19 protein-coding genes are annotated in these 19,479 nt (G+C 35.1%); 16 read left to right on the top strand and 3 right to left on the bottom strand.

Annotated elements, in window-relative coordinates; all coding sequences use genetic code 11:
* Window positions 1–157 precede the first annotated feature (157 nt).
* Window positions 158–922, top strand: a complete 765-nt coding sequence (locus RTW14_RS03390; RefSeq protein ID WP_312648424.1) for a DUF4241 domain-containing protein — start codon at window positions 158–160, stop codon at window positions 920–922.
* A 107-nt stretch (window positions 923–1,029) separates the two neighbouring features.
* On the opposite strand, the gene RTW14_RS03395 is transcribed toward RTW14_RS03390, so the two are convergent.
* Window positions 1,030–1,863, bottom strand: a complete 834-nt coding sequence (locus RTW14_RS03395) for a S1 family peptidase (RefSeq protein ID WP_312648284.1) — start codon at window positions 1,861–1,863, stop codon at window positions 1,030–1,032.
* Between the two features lie 223 nt (window positions 1,864–2,086).
* On the opposite strand from RTW14_RS03395, the gene RTW14_RS03400 reads away from it, so the two are divergent.
* Window positions 2,087–3,736 carry a methyl-accepting chemotaxis protein gene (locus tag RTW14_RS03400; protein ID WP_312648285.1) on the top strand — a complete coding sequence of 550 codons (1,650 nt, stop codon included), beginning with the start codon at window positions 2,087–2,089 and terminating at the stop codon, window positions 3,734–3,736.
* A gap of 124 nt (window positions 3,737–3,860) precedes the next feature.
* Here the strand turns inward: RTW14_RS03400 and RTW14_RS03405 are convergent, their stop codons facing one another.
* Entirely contained in the window at window positions 3,861–4,496 is a 636-nt protein-coding gene (locus RTW14_RS03405; RefSeq protein ID WP_312648286.1) for an SIMPL domain-containing protein, read from the bottom strand.
* Window positions 4,497–4,518: 22 nt separating this feature from the next.
* Complete coding sequence (locus RTW14_RS03410) at window positions 4,519–5,982, bottom strand: glycosyl hydrolase family 18 protein (RefSeq protein ID WP_312648287.1); 1,464 nt, start codon at window positions 5,980–5,982, stop codon at window positions 4,519–4,521.
* A gap of 165 nt (window positions 5,983–6,147) precedes the next feature.
* On the opposite strand from RTW14_RS03410, the gene RTW14_RS03415 reads away from it, so the two are divergent.
* From RTW14_RS03415 to RTW14_RS03480, 14 genes are all read left to right on the top strand, one after another.
* Window positions 6,148–6,915: a MerR family transcriptional regulator gene (locus RTW14_RS03415; protein WP_331654384.1), complete on the top strand. Its 768-nt coding sequence runs from the start codon at window positions 6,148–6,150 to the stop codon at window positions 6,913–6,915.
* A gap of 70 nt (window positions 6,916–6,985) precedes the next feature.
* Window positions 6,986–7,825 (top strand): helix-turn-helix transcriptional regulator, encoded by an 840-nt coding sequence (locus RTW14_RS03420; protein ID WP_312648288.1) that lies wholly within the window; start codon window positions 6,986–6,988, stop codon window positions 7,823–7,825.
* Between the two features lie 13 nt (window positions 7,826–7,838).
* The gene (locus tag RTW14_RS03425; RefSeq protein ID WP_331654385.1) at window positions 7,839–9,203 is read left to right on the top strand and encodes an MATE family efflux transporter; all 1,365 of its coding nucleotides are present in this window, start codon (window positions 7,839–7,841) and stop codon (window positions 9,201–9,203) included.
* Between the two features lie 76 nt (window positions 9,204–9,279).
* A complete protein-coding gene (locus RTW14_RS03430; protein ID WP_312648289.1) occupies window positions 9,280–10,014 on the top strand; it encodes an ABC transporter ATP-binding protein in 735 nt (244 codons plus the stop codon).
* Window positions 10,001–10,744 (top strand): ABC transporter permease, encoded by a 744-nt coding sequence (locus RTW14_RS03435; RefSeq protein WP_312648290.1) that lies wholly within the window; start codon window positions 10,001–10,003, stop codon window positions 10,742–10,744. The genes RTW14_RS03430 and RTW14_RS03435 overlap by 14 nt, the downstream gene beginning before the upstream one ends.
* A 348-nt stretch (window positions 10,745–11,092) precedes the next feature.
* A complete protein-coding gene (locus RTW14_RS03440) occupies window positions 11,093–12,445 on the top strand; it encodes an MATE family efflux transporter (protein WP_312648291.1) in 1,353 nt (450 codons plus the stop codon).
* 112 nt (window positions 12,446–12,557) lie between these two features.
* Window positions 12,558–12,968 (top strand): GNAT family N-acetyltransferase, encoded by a 411-nt coding sequence (locus RTW14_RS03445; protein WP_312648292.1) that lies wholly within the window; start codon window positions 12,558–12,560, stop codon window positions 12,966–12,968.
* 77 nt (window positions 12,969–13,045) lie between these two features.
* The gene (locus RTW14_RS03450) at window positions 13,046–13,366 is read left to right on the top strand and encodes a TfoX/Sxy family protein (protein WP_312648293.1); all 321 of its coding nucleotides are present in this window, start codon (window positions 13,046–13,048) and stop codon (window positions 13,364–13,366) included.
* A 67-nt stretch (window positions 13,367–13,433) separates the two neighbouring features.
* Window positions 13,434–14,273, top strand: coding sequence for a metallophosphoesterase (locus tag RTW14_RS03455; RefSeq protein WP_312648294.1), 840 nt, complete (start codon window positions 13,434–13,436; stop codon window positions 14,271–14,273).
* Between the two features lie 82 nt (window positions 14,274–14,355).
* A complete protein-coding gene (locus RTW14_RS03460) occupies window positions 14,356–15,222 on the top strand; it encodes an AraC family transcriptional regulator (protein WP_312648295.1) in 867 nt (288 codons plus the stop codon).
* The gene (locus RTW14_RS03465) at window positions 15,216–16,148 is read left to right on the top strand and encodes a DMT family transporter (protein WP_312648296.1); all 933 of its coding nucleotides are present in this window, start codon (window positions 15,216–15,218) and stop codon (window positions 16,146–16,148) included. The genes RTW14_RS03460 and RTW14_RS03465 overlap by 7 nt, the downstream gene beginning before the upstream one ends.
* A gap of 89 nt (window positions 16,149–16,237) precedes the next feature.
* A complete protein-coding gene (locus RTW14_RS03470; protein ID WP_312648297.1) occupies window positions 16,238–16,870 on the top strand; it encodes a TetR/AcrR family transcriptional regulator in 633 nt (210 codons plus the stop codon).
* Window positions 16,871–16,883: 13 nt separating this feature from the next.
* On the top strand, window positions 16,884–17,996 hold the full coding sequence (locus RTW14_RS03475; RefSeq protein WP_312648298.1) for an Acg family FMN-binding oxidoreductase: 1,113 nt from the start codon (window positions 16,884–16,886) through the stop codon (window positions 17,994–17,996).
* A gap of 24 nt (window positions 17,997–18,020) precedes the next feature.
* Window positions 18,021–19,265 carry a D-alanyl-D-alanine carboxypeptidase family protein gene (locus tag RTW14_RS03480; protein ID WP_312648299.1) on the top strand — a complete coding sequence of 415 codons (1,245 nt, stop codon included), beginning with the start codon at window positions 18,021–18,023 and terminating at the stop codon, window positions 19,263–19,265.
* Window positions 19,266–19,479: the final 214 nt, after the last annotated feature.

A 19,479-nucleotide genomic window follows, 5' to 3' on the forward strand; every position in this document is an offset into this window, starting at 1 on the left:
CAAAGACTTCATTTTTATATTTAGGACTTTTATAAAATCGTTTCAACTGGTATAATAGTAGAAATATTTTACAATTTGATATTACATAAAAAAGGCTTTAACATGGATTATGCCAGTCATATAATTTTATTGAAAGCGAGAAAAGAATTTGGGTATAATGAATTTATTTAAGAAAAAGGATAAAAAAGAGGAATTAGAGCAACCAAAGGTAAATAATGATTTACAGCAGATTTTTAGGGATATTTTTCAAAGAAATCTACAATTATTGTCTGAAGAATTTGAAGCAGAAGAGATGAATAAGTTATTTGCAGACAATGGAAACTATATGGTTAAAAATATAGGCACAGTCAATATCAATTCTGGATTTGTAGAGGTTGGAGATCCCTTGTGCTATTTAGGGACACAATGTGCATTACAATTAGGAAAACAGATTAATTCAGGTACATACCCAGTATTGCTTTCCATCTTCTCACATAATATTTTCGGCTTAAGATATCTAGCCGCCAAAATGCAAGTTACAGATAAATCCCCAGTAAAATATGAAGAGGCATTACCAAAGGAGGATTCTGGCTTAAATTTTTTTGGCGTAGAAACAGGCTTGGCTTGTTTCTGCGATTTGGAAACAGAAAAGAAATATGTACAGTTTCTAGAGAAATGGCATAGTGAACACCCAGATAAGAATCATTACGATGACTATTTTGCAGCTCTTTTTGCTGAAAGTGCAAGAAAAGAACCACAATATCAAAGGAATGATGGAGACTATCTGGATTGGCATCTGCCAGACAATGATAATTGTAATATTGTTATGTTTTGCAGTGGCTTTGGTGATGGAGCATATGTACCTTATTGGGGATATGATGAGAATGAAGAAGTGTGTTGTCTGATACTTCGATTTATTGATCCTAAAGCATTTAATATTTGAAAACGGCAATGCCAGGAGTAAGGAGACTTAAACTACTGGCATTGCCGTTTTTTAATTAATTATTTATTTGGATAACTCGTCTTAATAAGCATTCTAAACAATAAAATTTATTTTCCTAAAGCCGATTTTAGCTGTTCATAAATACTTTGTGCAGAGTGTGCAAAACGATATGAATTATTTGAGCCAATATGTATTCCAACAAGTTCACCTTTACTATTTACAATTGGTGCTCCGCTGGCGCCAGTAGTGCCAAATTGGTCACTTAAAATATAGAGCATTTGCTCTCCATCATCACTGAGGACTACGCAGGGATAGATATTGTTTTCATATGCCTTGTCAGTGTCCCAAAGTGAGGCAAGCAGGTATACGACTTCTCCTTCAACACAAGGTTCTTTTGCTAGGGGAAATGCTTTTAAGGCAGAACTGTTATCCAATTTAAAGGCAGCAAGATCTTTCGTAGGACTCTGGGCTGTATCAATACCTTCGGCATCAGGAATTGTAATGGTCTCTTTAACATTGCCGATTATAGATGCGGAATCCTCTGGAGACATGATATCGATTAATTCTCCACCTTTGATGTAATCTTTTAACGTGTCAGGGGTCAAATCAACAGTCTCAGAATCAAAAATATGATATGCAGTGATAAGAATTGGCTCATCGCTTAAATCCGTTTTCAGGAGAGAAGCGGTACCTGACATCACATCTCCATCCACTGATGTTTTCCAATTGACATTGAATACAGAGGAAGCGGCAATGGAACCAAAACCAGGTTTTGCAAGTGTGTCTGGGTCTGGAATGGTCTCGCCGGTTGAATCTGTAATAGTTGCAATATCATCAGGCATTATATTTTTGCCCTCGGTATTGGAATTTGGTACTTGTCCGCAAGCGCAGATACTTATAGCAAGCATACAGGCTATAATAAGTAATGACATTTTTTTCATGGGTAAAAACTCCTTTTGTTACTATTTTATGTAAATAAGTATAATACCTTGATAAGTACTATTATGTCAATACAAATATGCTTTATAGAAGGGACTTTAATGAAACTATTTTTAGTATAAATAGTATTATTTAAGGCTTTTATTGACAGATATAATATGGAAGATTATGATGAAATTAAGTATCTAAGTAAGTATCTAAGTAAGTAAGGGAGGCGCAAATGTCGTGAAGTTTTTTAAAAAAACAGGGCGAGATGAGAATGACAGTGTTGTAATAAAAAAGAGCAATAAAGAGTTGGCCGATAAATATTTAGAACTAATTAGTGGGTTTTCTTTTTCTGTAGATGAATTGGATCTGGAAATGAATGAAATCCTTGTCAGAATTCAGGGACTTACGTCAGAATCAAAGGGACAAGCTTCAAGCATGATCTCTATGAATGATGTTATTGATGTAATCTACACAACGGTCCAAGGAAGCAGGGCAAAAGCTTCACATGCTTCTGAGATTTCCAATAACACCTATGAGACTATAGTCAGTAAGAAAAAGAAGTTTCAAGAGATCACAAAGAGTTTAAGTGAGACAGGCGGGAACTTAAATTCTGCGAAACTTTCCTTCAGCGAGTTGGAGGGAAAAACGAAAACTGCCAAATCTCTTGTTGACCGGATTGAGCACATTTCCGCACAAACGAATCTGCTTGCTTTAAATGCGTCTGTGGAAGCTGCTAGAGCAGGGGAGCATGGACGTGGCTTTTCTGTCATTGCAGAGGAAGTAAGACATCTGGCAAGTGAAACCAGTGAGGTTAATAAAGTAATAAACGGGATTATTGCAGAAATTATAAAATATGTAGGTCAATCGAAAAAAGATATCCATCAGGTAATAGAAAACATTGACTTTCAAAGTACTCAAATAACAAATACAATTGCAGATTTTGCTTTGATTGAAAATGTATCAAAGGAATCAAGCGAAATGAGTCTTTGGATTGCAGATAATTCAAAGAAACTAGAATCTTCTATTTACTCCGCTAAGGAGGTAATTGAAAATGTGACCAAATCAGTAGATTGTTCTTCCCATAAAATTGAAGAGCTTTCACAGTCCATAAAGGAAGAAGCCAAATCCGCTAATAGTATTAAAAAAAGGATTGAGCAACTTGAACAGCTTAACTTTCAGCTTATGGACAAGGAGAAATGTAGAGATGACTCAACCATTATTGTAGCAACTTCACCATATGAGCCATATTTCATTTACAATGAAAATACTAAAGTGATCTCAGGAATGGATTACGATTTAATTCAAGAAGTTTTTAAAGAATCAAATTATCAAGTAGAATTTAAAATTGTACCCTGGGATACTTCCATAAAAATGGTTAAAACAGGATTATCAGATATCCTTCCTGCCATATCCTATGATAAAACCAGAGAAAGCTATTTAAAATTCAGTGACAGCTATCGCTATGAAAGCCCCTATGGATTTTATACTAGCAAAGAGCAGAATATAAGAGTTAACCAGCTTTCTGATTTGGATAGAAAAAGGATTGGAGTTATTTCTGGATATACATATTTCCCTGAACTATACAATTTGGATATTAAAATTGAAGAATGCAGCAAGGAGGATATTTTATTTAAAAAATTGCTGAAGGGTCAAATTGATATAGTAGTATTAGAAATGGAGTCAGGAGATTATCAGGTAAAGAAGCTGCAAATGGAACATATGATTTGCAAAGAACCTTATATTTTTGTCTTGAAAAATCCAGTAAAGACATATTTAGGTTTTGGTATAGGCAAAAATCATGATTTGATTAGCCAAATTTTTAATAGAAAAGTTAAAGAAATGCAGCAAAGTGGAGTACTGCAAAAAATAGCAGATAAATATAGATAGATAATACATAACAAGTAATACAGTATCTTATGACATAGGTAAACTCAATAAGGTTAGTCAGATGACTTAACATGAAAATGAGTTTTCCTATGTCTTCTTTTTTTATCTAAGGGCAGGAAGGAATTTAACAGGCATAAGAGAAATCTGCTGTAACAGAAGCCTCAATCCTTAATTCCCCAGGGACAATTGGTGTTGTAGTATCTGCTCGTTGAAAACCCATCATAGGAACCGGTGCAGCACTATCTTCAATAATACGAATTGGTATAGGATTTAGTTGTATATGTATATTTGCAGAAACTGATCGTGCTTTCTCCATTGCCTGATTAATGGCTAAGTTTAATGCATGCTGATAATAAATCTCAGGTTCAGCTAATTCAAAGGATACAGATTCAACAATATTAGCCCCCATATTCACTGCGGTATCAATGATTTCTCCTACTTCATCAATATTACTTATTTTGATTTCAAGTATATGCCGTACCGAATATCCTTGGTCAATCTGATTCCCATCCTGATATTCATATTTTTTATCAATTAAGTACTGAACTGTTTTTATGTCTTTAATTTCGTACTGACTTACAGCCTGAATAACCCTCTGACTGATTTGTGCATTCTCTAATTGTATTTGAGGTGGATTATATCCCGTTGTTTCTACCCCCAAACGAATGACAGCTAAGTCTGGAGTTGCTGTAACCTGACCCTTACCGGTTAACGTCATGGTATAATTGGAACAATGATTCACAGATAGCGAATGTGCCATAGGTAAATCTCCTTTCACTATTTTATTTTATTCCATTATATAGTGTATTAAGGAGAACTTCATTTGGGTCCTGGCTAAGTTCCCAAATCATGGCGCCGCCTAAATTTTTTGTTTTGATATAATCAGTTTTATAGGTAATGGATTGTGGATCTTCATAACTGATGAATGTTGAACCATTATATAACCACGGAACTAATGATTGAGAATGAAAATATCTGACAAAACCTGGCTTATTTAAATAATTTTCTGCAATTAATTTATAGCTTATGGAATTTGCGCCAGTATAGGTCTGATATAAGCCATTATTTGTATTGTTTACGGAAGAGTAGATATATCCGTAAAATGGAATACCAAGTACCAGCTTGTCCGCTGGGAAAGAGGCATTAAGCCATGCACTTACTGTAGAGTCAGAACTTCCCTTGTACTGTGGGGAAGAATCACTATTTGTATACAGTGGCGCATGAAGGTCAGTGTAAGTATCCCAGGTTCCATGAAAATCATAAGTCATAAGTGTTGCATAATCCAGATATTGAGGCAGCTTTGCAAGTTCAATATTATTTAGATAAGAAGAACCTGCACCTCCAGCAATGGTCAGAAGATAATGCTTATTGTCCAGAGCACCCTGTGCATCAAGCTTTTCTCTGATTTTCTGAAGAAGAAGAGTAAAATTTTGCTTATCTTCAGGCCGTTTTGAGTTAGTTGCCAGACCGCCGCTGACAGGATATTCCCAGTCTAGATCCACACCATTAAAACCATATTGAATGATAAAGGCCACACAGCTGTCTGCAAATGTAGTTCTGGAAGCGTCAGTCAGGGCAGCATCAGAGAATTTTCCGGACCAGCTCCAGCCTCCAACTGATATTAATGTTTTCAAATTAGGATTTGATTGTTTTAGAGAATTTAGAAGCTTAATATTGTTTTGGTCAATATCTGGATAGCCTAAAGTAATTTTTAAGTCAGACCCAATATTTGCAAAGGCATAATTAATATGTGTAAGTTTATTGGCATCTATATCATTAGGATAATAACCGGAATAGGCTGCCCATGCTGCATAATAACCAATTATTTTTTTTGATAAGGGTGGAACGGGTGGTGTAGTATCTGATGCTGCTGCTAATGTTGTTATAGAAATAACATTACTGGAGTTTGATACATTTCCCCTTGCATCTTTTGCCTTTATATAGAACTGATAAGTTGATGCAGGAGTTAACCCATTCACAGTATATGTAGTGGTTGTCGTGGAAGTAAGATAGGTGTTGTTGCGATAAACATTGTATTCTTTTATTCCAACATTATCTGTGGAGGCACCCCAGGTAAGGGCGGCGGTTGTATCGGTAATGGTAGCTGCTTTTAGATTTGCAGGTGCAGTGGGTGCAATGCGGTCCGGCTTTGCCGCATAGGTAAAGCTATCCAGGGAGAGGCATAATGTGGTTATAAGAATAATGGACAGAGCCAGCACAAACGTCTGGGAGATACGTTTTTTCATAATTATTTCCTCCTTTTTTGTTACTGCAAGTATAACATGCTGGTTATTTTTTCAGCACTACACAAAATTTGGTAAAATAATCTGACAATCTATCTCGAAAAACTATCCATTATAACACCAGACTTTGAGCATATGATATGATATCTTTAAGGCAGGTGAAAATATATGATGAATAATAAATATACGACAGCACAGGTAGCAAAAATAATTGGCGTTCATCCAAATACAGTACGTCTTTATGAAAGATGCCAATTAATATCAAAGGCAGAAAGAATGACAAACGGGTATCGTGTATTTACTGATTTACATATTGAGCAATTTAAATTGGCAAGAACAGCATTAAAAGTTGAGGTATTACAGAATGGACTGCGAAAAAAAGCAGTGAAAATTATAAAGGCTTCTGCTTCAAAAAACTTTTCTGCTGCAATTCAGCTTACGGAAAGTTATTTGTCGCAAATTCGAACAGAGCAACACAATGCTGAAGAAGCAATTGAAATTGTAAAACAGATATTATCTGGTGCACATTATATAAAAGAAACGGAAAATTTATCTCTTACAAGAAAACAGACAGCTGAATATTTACAAGTTACAATGGATACTTTGAGGAATTGGGAGTTAAATGGTTTGATTGCAGTAAAACGCAAAAAGAATGGGTACAGGGTTTATACAGGAGATGATATTATGCGCCTTAAAATAATCCGTTCTCTGAGGTGTGCCAATTATTCTTTGGCAGCTATTTTGCGGATGCTGGGAGCTATTTCTAATAATCCGGATATCGATATCAGAGCAGTCATTGATACGCCTAAACAGGATGATGATATTATTTCTGTATGTGATAAACTTCTTACTTCCCTTCAGGAGGCGGAGTACAATGCTCTTGAGGTAATGGCTCAGCTAAAGAAAATGAAAAAACAATTTTATAAGGCACCATAATTGAAGATAGCAAGAATAATGAAAAGCAGGGTGTTGGGTTTTGCTATAATCATTAGGAAAGGAGGCTATTATGAGCAATTTAAGAAGTGTTGTCATGGCAATAAAATACATCGAAGGACATTTAAATGAAAAACTGGATTTAGATGTTGTTGCAGATGCAGTTCATTACTCGAAATATCATTTGCACCGTGTATTTACTGCTACTGTAGGTTTGACAATTCATGAATATGTGCAGAGGAGAAGACTGACTGAAGCAGCTAAATTACTGGTGTTTTCAGAAAAACCCATATTAGATATTACACTGCTTGCAGGATATGAAAGTCAGCAGGCTTTTACTTCTGCTTTTAAGGCAATGTATAAACAAACACCCAATCAATTCCGAGAAGGAAAGGCATTTTATCCCTTGCAGTTAGAATTCCTATTTGAAAATTATAGTGACTTGCCAAATAACAAAGGCAAAGAAACAAAAAGGAAAATTATCATTGCTACTGAAAAAGATATAGCACAGTGGATGGATTTAGTTCGTCTTGTGATCGACGGATTCCCTTGTCTCATTGAGAAGGAACATGTCAGGGTTTTACAACGATATATTGCGAAAAAACAGGCTTTAATCATGAAAGAAGCAGGAATGCTCATAGGAATTATGATGTTTTCTTATGAAACTGGAAGTATTGACTTTTTAGGAGTACATCCCTTGTATCGGAAAAAAGAAGTTATTGAAGAATTTCTAGAACAAGTAATGTATGAACTATTAGATAATAAAGAAATCAGCATAACCACTTACCGTGAAGGGGATAGGGCAGATACTGGACACCGAAAGGTATTACAACAACTTGGTTTCGCAGAAGCAGAATTGCTTACAGAATTTGGATATCCAACACAAAGGTTTGTATTTTCTAAAAAATCATAGGAGGTTAAAAGAAATGAATAACATGCAATTAACTGCTGGGCAGGCGGAAAAAAATCCACTTGCTCAGCAGTTTTATGTGGGGGCACTTTTACGTTTTGCTGTTCCCACTATTATTATGATGGTCTTTATGGGCCTATATACAATTATTGATACCATATTTGTAGCTAGGTTTGTCTCTACAAATGCCCTTTCATCCATAAATATTGTTTGTCCAATCATTAACATTATTGTGGGATTGGGCACTATGCTGGCTGCTGGAGGAAGCGCGGCAGTTGCCCAGAAGATGGGGGAGAAGGATGAAAAGGGTGCATGTGAAAGATTTACTATGGTTATTCTGGCAGGACTGGCTGTGGGGCTGCTGATTACTTGCATTGGATTGGCATTTCTTGGGCCAATCATTCGAGGGCTCGGGGCAAGCGACCTGCTGTTTCCATACTGCCGGGATTACCTGACTATTTTACTGATTTCTGCACCAGCAAGTATGATGCAGGTGCTTATTCAAAATTTTTTGGTGACAGCAGGAAAACCAGGCCTTGGGTTTTGTTTAGTTGTGGCTGCAGGACTTACTAATGCATTATTAGATTTTATTTTTATTGTACCCATGAGGATGGGAATTGCGGGTGCTGCTCTTGCAACCAGCATGGGTTATCTGATACCAGCAATTATTGGTATCATTTTTTTCTATCTCAATAAAAATGGTTCCTTGTATTTTTGTAAAACAAACTTTCATATAAGGATTTTAAGTAAAATCTGTTTTAATGGTTCCTCTGAAATGATCGGACAGTTATCTACTGCAGTGACTACTTTTTTATTTAATGCAGCTATGATGAAATTACTGGGGGAAGATGGTGTTGCTGCCATTACCATAATAATATATTCTCAATTTTTTTTAACAGCGTTTTATATTGGATTCACTATAGGAGTTGCACCGATTATCAGCTATAAATATGGCAGTAAGGACTACAGACAACTCAAAAGCATTTTTAAAATCTGTATGGCATTTATCCTTTCAGCTTCGTTGTTAGTATTTCTGCTTGCTATGGCAGGAGGTTCATTTTTGGTACAAATATTTTCACCTAAGGGTACTTCGGTTTATGAAATTGCACGGAACGGATTTTTGATTTTTCCTATTAGTTTCCTGTTTTGTGGGTTTAATATCTTTACATCCAGTATGTTTACGGCTTTGTCCAACGGGAAAATATCAGCCATTCTGTCTTTTCTGCGTACAATGGGATTTATCACAATGGGGCTAATGATATTGCCTGTATTTTATCAGGTCAATGGTATCTGGCTGGCAGTTCCGTTTGCAGAAATCCTTAGTCTGTGTGTTTCTATTTTCTTTCTTTCCTATTACCGAAAAAAATATCAGTATATTTAAATAAAATAAAAACCCTCTACTTTACCACCAGACTATTTTCTGGTGGTATTCTTTATAAAAAACAGGAGGTTGAACTATGGAAGCAGCAATTAAAGTGGATAAACTATGTAAATCTTATACTGGGATTCGTGTGATTGAAAATCTAGATATTTCGGTTTCGAAGGGCGAAGTATTTGGTTTGCTTGGTGCAAATGGAGCTGGGAAAAGTACTACAATTGAGTGTATACTGGGTACAAAAAAACCGGATAGTGGGACTGTATCGATTTTAGGAATGAATCCTGATTCAGACAGAAAAAAGTTATACGAGAGAGTAGGCGTTCAGTTTCAGGAAGGGAATTATCAGGATAAAATAACGGTGATAGAGCTTTGTCAGGAGACGTTTTGTCTGTATAAAGCCCCTTCCGATTATAAAGCTTTGTTAGAGCAATTCGGTCTGGAGAGTAAAGCTAAAAATATGGTAAATGAATTGTCAGGAGGACAGAAGCAGCGGTTGTTTATTGTGCTTGCCCTAATCTCCAATCCAGATGTAGTGTTTTTGGATGAATTGACAACAGGACTTGATACAAAAGCAAGAAGGAGTGTATGGAACAGTTTAACTGAATTAAAAAAGAGAGGTCTAACTATTTTTTTAACTTCACACTTTATGGATGAAGTAGAAATATTATGTGACCGGATAGGTATTTTGAAAGATGGCAGCCTGATTTTCTGTGGGACAGTCAAGGAAGCTATTGATGAATGTCCTTATGAGAAATTAGAAGATGCATATCTTTGGTATACAGGGGAGGAGGAAATAGAGAATGAAGACATTTAGTACGATACTTAAAACAGAGTTTAAGCTATCTCTGAGAGGAATGGATATGTTTATATTTGCGTTATGCATGCCAGTGGTGGTTGTTGTAATTCTGGGTATAATATATGGTAATAAACCTGCATTTGACGGATCAGAATACACTTTTTTAGAGCAATCCTTTGGAGCAGTGTCTACCATTGCCATTTGTGCTGGCGGAGTAATGGGTCTTCCGTTAGTTATATCAGATTACAGAAATAAGAAAATTCTCAAACGATTTCAGGTTACACCCATAAGTCCTGCATTAATTTTAGCTGTACAGGTTGCCATATATATGCTTTACTCAATTGTTTCACTTATTCTTGTATATACTGTGGCAGCTTTGTTTTTTAAGGTACACTTTGCTGGATCTCTGATACAGTTTTTAGGTGCATACCTGCTTGTTATGTTGTCTATGTTTAGCATTGGAATGATGGTAGGAGGATTATCCCCAGATATGAAAACTGCCAGTATAATTGCAAGTATTTTATATTTTCCTATGTTGATTTTTTCAGGAGCAACTTTACCTTATGAAGTAATGCCCCTGGCACTTCAAAAAGTAGTTGATGTGCTGCCATTAACCCAGGGAATAAAGCTTCTGAAGTCAGCATCACTTGGTTTGCCCGTTACAGATGTAACCTTCTCAATCCTAGTTATGATTGTCCTAGCAATTATTTGCACGGGTATTTCTCTTCGCTTCTTTAAGTGGGAATAAGAAACACCCCATTAGGTTGACAAATTCTATGAAAATAATTATGATATATATGATTAAATAAAAAGAAAGGGTTAGTAGAATGTTTTATATAATATTTGGAAAGTATTGCATTGAAAATGGCTCCGGACATTTAAAAACAGATGAAACATTGTGCGGAGCCCATTAAAAAAGGATAAGTAGTATTCAATGAAAGCAGTTTTATAAAAACCAATATAAGAATATATTTATATTGGTTCTGTTGTGTTACTTAAAATTCAATTAATACTGAATTGGGAATTAGGCCGTAGGCAATGTTTTGTCTACGGCCTTTTGCTATAATTTTGTTTAATTGAAAGGAATATGATCAAAATGAAAAAAGAACAACAGGATTTAACCATGGGAAATGTATCAATAAAACTAATTAAATTTGCAATACCTCTCTTAGCAGCCAATTTAATCCAAGCATTTTACAGTATTGCAGATATGTTGGTTGTTGGGCGGATTGTTGGAGCGGTTGGACTTGCAGCAATTAGCAATGCATCCATGATTTGCTTTATTATTAATTCAATTTGTATTGGAATTACAATGGGTGGTACAGTAGTAGTAGCACAATATAAAGGTGCACATGATGAACAGGGACAAAAAGAAACGGTCAGCACATTGTTTACTGTATCATTTATTATGTCAATTATTCTTACTATAACAGGGTTACTTGTATATAAACCTGTATTTGAACTCCTAAATGTACCTGCTGAGGCTATGCAGGATGCTTGTGATTACATGATGATCATATGTGCAGGAACCTTTTTTGTATTTGGATACAATGCTGTTTGCTCAATTATGAAAGGATTTGGAGATTCAAGAAGTCCCTTTATCTTTATTGCTGTAGCTGCAGTCATAAATATTATTTTGGATTTAATCTTAGTAGGACCCTTAGGCCTTGGAACGAAAGGCGCTGCATATGCAACAATCTTTTCTGAGGGCATGTCCTTGATTATATCAGTTATCTATTTACGCTATAATAGTTTTATGTTTGATTTTAAGTTAAAAAGTTTTGGCATCAAGGCAGATAAGCTAGTAGCAATTTTAAAAGTTGGAATGCCTACAGCTGTTCAGATGGTGATTGTTAATGTCTCATATCTTATGATTACAGGAATGCTCAATAATTTTGGTGTTTCAGTTGCAGCAGCTTCTGGTATTGGATTAAAAGTAACTACGCTTGTTGGCATGCCTTGTTGGGCTATTGGCCAAGCTGTCACCGCTATGGTAGGTCAAAATATGGGGGCACACAATTTCCAACGTGTACAGCATACTACGAAAATTGGTCTGCGATTTAACTTAATGATTACTTTGGCAGTGGTACTACTCGTATTAATCTTTGCAGAAGCTATAATTATGCTATTTAACCCATCCAGCCCAGATGTCATAAGAGAAGGTGTCTTATATTTAAGAATATGCTGTTCATTAAACAGTTTGGTTTATGTAGCGATGTATACCTTTGATTCGTTTGCAATTGGCGTAGGAGCTGCGAACATAGCCATGTGTAATGCACTACTAGATGCAGTTGTAGTTCGATTATTCATGAGCTGGCTTTTCGCATTTTCCCTTGATTATGGTTTTAAAGGTATTTATGTTGGACAAGCGATTTCACCAATATTACCAGCTATTGTTGGAGCAATTTTTTTTTATGGAGGAAAATGGAAACAGAAAGGGTTGGTTTAAGTAATGATTAAAAACTCCTATTTTTGTATTGACTTTTTATGGTACAATAGATTAGAAAGAATTATTGCGTTCAAGATGAATGAATCAAGGAAAGAATAAGGCAGGTGTATGAATGAAATTAACCTATGAAAAACCAAAGGCAGAAGATTATGTTAGCTTGAGGATTCGTTCAGGAATGGGAAATAAAGATTTGGAAAGAAGCCGAAATGCCATAGCAAATTCTTTGTTTACAGTATCTATTTATGATGAAGAGAAACTAATTGGATTTGGCAGAATTGTAGGTGATCAGGGAATCACATATGTTGTGAGTGATATTATGGTGGATAAAAGTTATCAAAGAAAAGGCTACGGAGATCAGATAATGAAAGAAATTAATAGCTACTTTGAAGAAAATACCTTTGAAGACTGTTATATCTGTTTGATAGCCAATTCTCCTGCTGATAAGTTATATCATAAATATCGATTTGAATATTTACCTGAAAGTAAATGTGGAATGTTACGTAAACAAAGTACTAAAAAATAGATACAGTTTAAATATAAGTTGCAATTAGTTTATAATAATTAATTTAAACGATAGTGGATAAGAATGGTGGTGTTAATATGGCTTCAAGTCTTGATTTTATTGAATATGTATGTGAGCAGATTTCTGGTGTGGGAGTAGTACGATATAGAAAAATGTTTGGTGAATATATGGTATATGTGAATGATAAACCAATACTTCTCATTTGTGATAATATGGTCTTTGTGAAAATTCTTGATTGTATAAGTGATCAGATGAAAGAAGCAGAAAAGGGGTTTCCTTATGATGGGGCAAAGGAACATTATGTATTGGATATAGATAATGCTGAATTTAGCAAAGAAATTATAACGTTGCTGGAACCGTATATTTCCATTCCAAAACCAAAGAAGAAAAAGGCTTAAAAATTATAATAATAAAGAATAAGGAAGTCGATTCAGACTTCCTTATTCTTTACGAGGAGAAATAGATTTGAAAAAAGATAGTATAACAGTTTCTAAAATTTTGGCATGCTCTATCTTAATTATGGCTTTCGCAGCTCTAATTATTTATGCCTGCAATGATGACTTGACAGTCAGGTATTATGAAATTGAAAGCAAGAAAATCCAAGACAATATTCGAGTAGCTTTTATTACTGATTTACATAGCTGTTACTATGGTAAAAGTCAAACTGAGCTGCTGAGTTGCATTGATGAGCAATACCCAGATGTTATATTGTTTGGTGGTGATATTGTAGATGATAAGTTACCAAATAAAAATGCAGTTACTGTTCTTAAAACCCTAGCAGAAAAGTATCCTTGCTATTATGTTTCGGGGAATCATGAGTATAGGAGTGGCAAGATTGATACTATAAAACAAATGATTGAAGGATATGGAATTATTATCCTTGAAGGGCAAAGTGAACAGGTTGATCTAAATGGACAAGTAATCAACATATCTGGAATTGATGATGCAGAGGTTGGGGAGAAAAATATTATGCATCAAATTGAAGAGGCTGAAAATCAAATAGAACCTACCCTGTTTACCATTTTTATGGCCCATCGTCCCGAATGTATAGATACTTATCTGCATTATGATTTCGATTTGGTTTTGGCTGGGCATGCACATGGCGGTCAATGGCGGATTCCCGGAATTATGAACGGTTTACTAGCACCCAATCAGGGATTTTTCCCCAAGTATGCTGGTGGAAAATATGATTTCAATGATAAAACTTTTATTGTGAGCCGTGGATTAGCAAGGGAATCCACCCGAATCCCGAGGATTTTTAACCCGCCAGAACTAGTGATTGTTGATATTGTACCAGTGAGCTGATAGAAAAAAGGCAACATCATACAAGAAAAAGTCATTTTACCATGTTAGAATAACAAATAACTTATGAAAAGGAGGAATAAACATGCTACAACAGCAAGAACAACGACACATTTACTATGACAACGACTTACATATAGAAGCTTACAATTTAACAGGCATTGTACAGAAATTCCCTAATCATTTTCATGACTACTTTGTTATTGGTTTTATTGAGGGTGGTAATCGCCATCTTTGGTGTAAGGGCAAAGAATATGACCTATCTTATGGTGATTTATTCTTACTTAATCCCAAGGACAATCATTGTTGTGCACCTATAAATGGAGAAATTTTAGATTACAGAGCAGTCAATATAAATAAAGATGTTATGGAAAAAGCGGTGCAGGATATTACCGGATATAAATTTACTCCTTATTTTAACCAAAATGTCGTGCCAGAATGTGACATTACATCTTCTATTAAAGACCTCTATCAGACTATTTTGGAGCATTCACCTAAACTGGAGAAAGAAGAGGCATTCTACTTTTTGTTAGAACAGATTTTATTGGATTATACTTCTCCATTTCAGGAAACAGAAGTTGTGCAGACCAATTGCTGGATAAAGATGCTTTGTGATTATATGGAAGAACACTTTGACCAAAACATTACTCTTGATGAATTGGCATTAAAAGCTAACTTAAGTAAATATCACTTGCTGCGCTCATTTACCAAACAGGTAGGGGTTTCTCCATATCGATATTTACAGTCTATACGTATCGAAAAAGCGAAAAAACTATTGGAACACGGGACTTCTCCAATTGAAGCTGCAAGTAAAGCAGGGTTTGCAGATCAGAGCCATTTTACAAATTACTTTAAGGAATTTATAGGCTTAACCCCAAAGCAATACCAAAAAATATTTATTAATACAAATAGTACGGATTCAGAAAACAATGGAGGTATAGTTGAATGTTAAGTAATCAAACACTAAGAGGACATTCTTTGGCATTTATCACCATTCTTATTTGGGGAACCACGTTTATTTCTACCAAGGTGTTGCTTGTCGCTTTTGCTCCCATAGAAATATTATTTTTCCGCTTCTTTATGGGGCTTATAGCACTTATGGTTATTTATCCACATCGTTTAAAAGTAAAAGATAAAAAACAAAATCTTATTTTTGCTTGCGCAGGACTTTGTGGCATCACCTTATATTATTTGTTGGAGAATATTGCACTGACATACACCATGGCCTCTAATGTGGGGGTTATTATATCTGCGGCACCGTTTTTTACAGCTATTCTAACACATCTGTTTTTAAAAGGAGAAGAAAAACTTCGAGTAAATTTTTTTGTGGGCTTTGGGGTAGCTATGATTGGGATTTGCCTGATTAGTTTTAACGGAAGTACTAATTTAAGCTTAAACCCGTTGGGAGATTTCCTTGCCATAGCAGCAGCTTTTGTATGGGCTGCCTATTCTGTTCTTACAAGGAAAATCAGTAGTTATGGCTATAATACCGTACAAACTACCAGACAGGTATTTTTATATGGACTTATATTTATGATACCGATGTTATTTCTTTTTAATTTTAAACTGGAACTTTCGCGATTTTCTAATTCTGTATACCTGCTAAATATTATATTTTTGGGACTGGGAGCTTCGGCACTTTGTTTTGTGACATGGAATTTTGCAGTTAAGGTATTAGGAACAGTTAAGACAAGCATCTATATTTATGTCGTTCCAGTAATTACTGTTATTACTTCCGTGATTGTACTAGGTGAGAAAATCACTGTTATGGCTACATTTGGAATAGCAATGACTCTTGCAGGACTGCTGATTTCAGAAATTAAATTTGATTTTAAGTGTTTAAAGATAATAAATATGAAGCAGGAAAACTTGAAATAAATCATAAGCCTAAAACTAATTGACAAATAATCAAACTGACAGTACAATTAAAATATTGACAGTTTGATTATTTTAATTTGAGGTATTATATGGGAAGAAATCGAAAAGAACAATTGACTAAATTTAATAAAAGTAATATTTTAGATGCAGCAAAGAAGCGGTTTGCTGAAAAAGGTGTTCTACAGACCACCATGGATGATATTGCAAAAGAAGCTGATTACAGCAAATCTACTATATATGTGTACTTTGCCAGTAAGGAAGAAATCTACAATCACATTATACTGGAAAATATGATAATGCTTCGTGATGCTTTAAGCACAATCATTGACAGCAATCAGGGATTTGAAAACTGCTATTTTAAAATTTGTAAAATCTTAGTTCATCTTAACAAAGAATATCCCCTGTACTTTGAAAGCATGATGGGAAAAATCAGTATAGAACAGGAGGACTTTGAAAAACAGCCTGTGCTTTTAGACATATTCAATGCTGGTGAAGAAATCAATAAAAAAATCTGTCAATTTATAGAACGTGGAATGTCAGACAATTATTTACGTAATGATCTTGAACCTCTGGCTACTGTATTTATGATGTGGTCAAGCTTATACGGTATTATTGTAATGTCAAGCCAAAAGGAAGAATACTTACAGCGAAAGCTTAATCTTCAACAAGAAGCTTATCTGGATTATAGTTTTAAGGGGTTGCTAGACTCACTGTTAAAATAGAGGAGTTAAAAGGATGAAAAAGAAGATGAAAGTAGTTTTTATTATAATTGGTATTATTGGGGTACTTATAATGGGTTTGCTTATTATGGCAACTATTCTTGGGAAAGAGGTAACTGTTAAAACGGATAAGCAGCTTGAAGGAGTAGCTGAAGATGTTGAAAGTGTCTTGTACTACGCATCCCTTGCACCTAACTCCCACAACTCACAGATGTGGAAAATCCAGTTGAATACAAAAGCCGGTGAACTATTTGTAGGGGTTGATGAATCAAGGGTTCTTGAAGTTGTTGATTCAGCTAAAAGGGAAGCCTATATTTCTTTAGGGTGCTATTTGACTAATCTGCAAACAGCCTTCGAAGCTTACGGATATGATATAAAGTTAGATGTATATGATAAGCCTGATGAAAATGGATTTATATCAAAGATTACATACAAAAAAACAAGGGATAAAGTTGATTATACTGCCCTTAAAACAATTGAGAAGCGGCATACGGACAAAAGTGTATACAAAGATACTCCCATAACGCAAGACGTTGCAGATGCAATAACTTTGGACAATTCTATTTGTTACCTTGATGGGAGTGATAACTTTGCATATCTGAAGAAAGGAACATTAGATGCAATAATGGTTCAGTCTGCCAATCAGGCATATCGGGATGAACTGGCTGAATGGATGCGCTTTTCTGATGGAGAAGTATTAGAAAAGCAGGACGGCATTTCTGCAGAGCAAATGGGGCTAAAGGGAATGGTCAAGACTTTTTATTATTGGACAACGAGTCATGAAAGCGCTAAAGGCGATACTTTTGCCAAGCAGGGGATTAATACAGCCAAAAATCAGCTTGAAGGCTGCAAGGGATTCTTGGCTGTTACAGGGGATAACACAATCAAAGGCTGGGTTAACTCAGGACTAGATTCAGAAAAAATATGGCTTAAATGTGTAGAACAAAATATTTCTGTACAGCCCATGAGTGCGATGCTTGAGACAGAGCCTTTTGCCCAAAGTATCCAAAAGGATTTAGGGACAGATAAGCCAGTACAAATGATTTTACGTATTGGATATGTTAATGAATATGGTAAGAACAGAAATATAAGACGTGATTTAAAGGAGTATATCTCGGTAGAGAGATAAGCAATTTGTAGGAGTTTATTTATTATGAAAAAAGTATTTATGGTATTGCTAACAATATTAATTATATCAAATTCTATGACTGTTTCTTTTGCTGAAATGGATAAAGGACCCAGTCTTAATGCAAAAGCCGCAGTCTTAATAAACGCCTCAACAGGTGAGGTTTTATATAATAAAAATATGAATCAGAAAATGTATCCTGCCAGTACAACCAAAATTATGACCGCTTTATTGGTGCTTGAAAACCTTGATCTTTCAAGTACAGTAACCATTGATAAGGAAACGGCTGAAACAGGAGAATGCCAGATTAATCTTATAGAAGGTGAAAAGGTTACTGTAGAACAACTGCTATATGCATTGCTATTAAAATCTGCAAATGATGCAGCTGTTGCCCTTGCAAAGGAGGTTGATGGAAGTATTCCTGCGTTCGCAGATAGAATGAATGCGAGAGCTAAAGAATTAGGGGCCCAAAATACAAATTTTGTTACACCCAATGGACTACATGACGACAATCATTATACCACAGCTTATGATTTAGCGATGATAACCAAAGAAGCTATGAAAAACAAGGAGTTTAGAAAGATTGTTACTACTCTCAAATATACAATACCAGAAACGAACAAAAGTGATGCACGAGTGCTTCACAACCCAAACAAACTACTTTACAGTAAAACAAAGATTCTTGTAAATGGAGTCCTTAAACCTTTAAAATATGAGGGCGCCACGGGAATCAAAAATGGATATACAAGCGAGGCAGAAAGATGCCTTGTAGCCGGCGCAAAGAGAGAAAATATAGAACTTATTTCAGTAGTTTTAAAAACAACTGCCACCGGAAAGTTTGCAGATTCCATAGCACTTCTTGATTACGGCTTTGAAAACTATAAAAGTGTACCAGCCATAAAAAAAGGAGATTCTTTTGGAAAAATAAAGGTTATTAAAGGAGCGGTAAGAAACGTAGAAATTGTTGCTGCGAAATCTTCCTATTTAACGATACTCCAAAATAAGGCTGATTTAAAGGTGAATAAAAAAGTAATGATTGATAATGAAGTAGCTGCACCTGTGTCAAAGGGACAAAAGGTTGGGAAGGTTGAAATCTATACGGGCAATATTCTTGTTGACGCAGTGGATGTTGTAACCGTAAAACAAGTGGATAAAGGTGGGATTTTATCTGTAATCGGAATTCCTGATAGCTTTTCTCATATTTTAAAAATTGCTTTATTAGTTATAATCGTTTTGTTTGCAATATTTATTTCTAGAAAAAAGAGAAATTAAGTATAGCTTTATTATTATACTCATTGTAATTCTATTATTAAGCTTGTAATTATAATAGCCAAAATTAATAAATGTGCGGTTACGTCAACATGTAAAAGAAATTTCATACGAACACCTCCTTAAAATAAAATATATAGTTAACATAACCCGCAGGAAGTAAAAATATACAATGTATTTATTATATGTTAATTTCTTTAAAATAATGAAAAGATTA

The organism is Aminipila sp. (assembly GCF_032051575.1).
Taxonomy (GTDB): domain Bacteria; phylum Bacillota; class Clostridia; order Peptostreptococcales; family Anaerovoracaceae; genus Aminipila.

Coding starts and splice junctions, on each gene's coding strand:
- RTW14_RS03390 (WP_312648424.1), top strand. CDS start 158: ATGAATTTATTTAAGAAAAAGGATAAAAAAGAGGAATTAGAGCAACCA.
- RTW14_RS03395 (WP_312648284.1), bottom strand. CDS start 1,863: ATGAAAAAAATGTCATTACTTATTATAGCCTGTATGCTTGCTATAAGT.
- RTW14_RS03405 (WP_312648286.1), bottom strand. CDS start 4,496: ATGGCACATTCGCTATCTGTGAATCATTGTTCCAATTATACCATGACG.
- RTW14_RS03410 (WP_312648287.1), bottom strand. CDS start 5,982: ATGAAAAAACGTATCTCCCAGACGTTTGTGCTGGCTCTGTCCATTATT.
- RTW14_RS03415 (WP_331654384.1), top strand. CDS start 6,148: ATGATGAATAATAAATATACGACAGCACAGGTAGCAAAAATAATTGGC.
- RTW14_RS03420 (WP_312648288.1), top strand. CDS start 6,986: ATGAGCAATTTAAGAAGTGTTGTCATGGCAATAAAATACATCGAAGGA.
- RTW14_RS03425 (WP_331654385.1), top strand. CDS start 7,839: ATGAATAACATGCAATTAACTGCTGGGCAGGCGGAAAAAAATCCACTT.
- RTW14_RS03430 (WP_312648289.1), top strand. CDS start 9,280: ATGGAAGCAGCAATTAAAGTGGATAAACTATGTAAATCTTATACTGGG.
- RTW14_RS03435 (WP_312648290.1), top strand. CDS start 10,001: ATGAAGACATTTAGTACGATACTTAAAACAGAGTTTAAGCTATCTCTG.
- RTW14_RS03440 (WP_312648291.1), top strand. CDS start 11,093: ATGAAAAAAGAACAACAGGATTTAACCATGGGAAATGTATCAATAAAA.
- RTW14_RS03445 (WP_312648292.1), top strand. CDS start 12,558: ATGAAATTAACCTATGAAAAACCAAAGGCAGAAGATTATGTTAGCTTG.
- RTW14_RS03450 (WP_312648293.1), top strand. CDS start 13,046: ATGGCTTCAAGTCTTGATTTTATTGAATATGTATGTGAGCAGATTTCT.
- RTW14_RS03460 (WP_312648295.1), top strand. CDS start 14,356: ATGCTACAACAGCAAGAACAACGACACATTTACTATGACAACGACTTA.
- RTW14_RS03465 (WP_312648296.1), top strand. CDS start 15,216: ATGTTAAGTAATCAAACACTAAGAGGACATTCTTTGGCATTTATCACC.
- RTW14_RS03470 (WP_312648297.1), top strand. CDS start 16,238: ATGGGAAGAAATCGAAAAGAACAATTGACTAAATTTAATAAAAGTAAT.
- RTW14_RS03475 (WP_312648298.1), top strand. CDS start 16,884: ATGAAAAAGAAGATGAAAGTAGTTTTTATTATAATTGGTATTATTGGG.
- RTW14_RS03480 (WP_312648299.1), top strand. CDS start 18,021: ATGAAAAAAGTATTTATGGTATTGCTAACAATATTAATTATATCAAAT.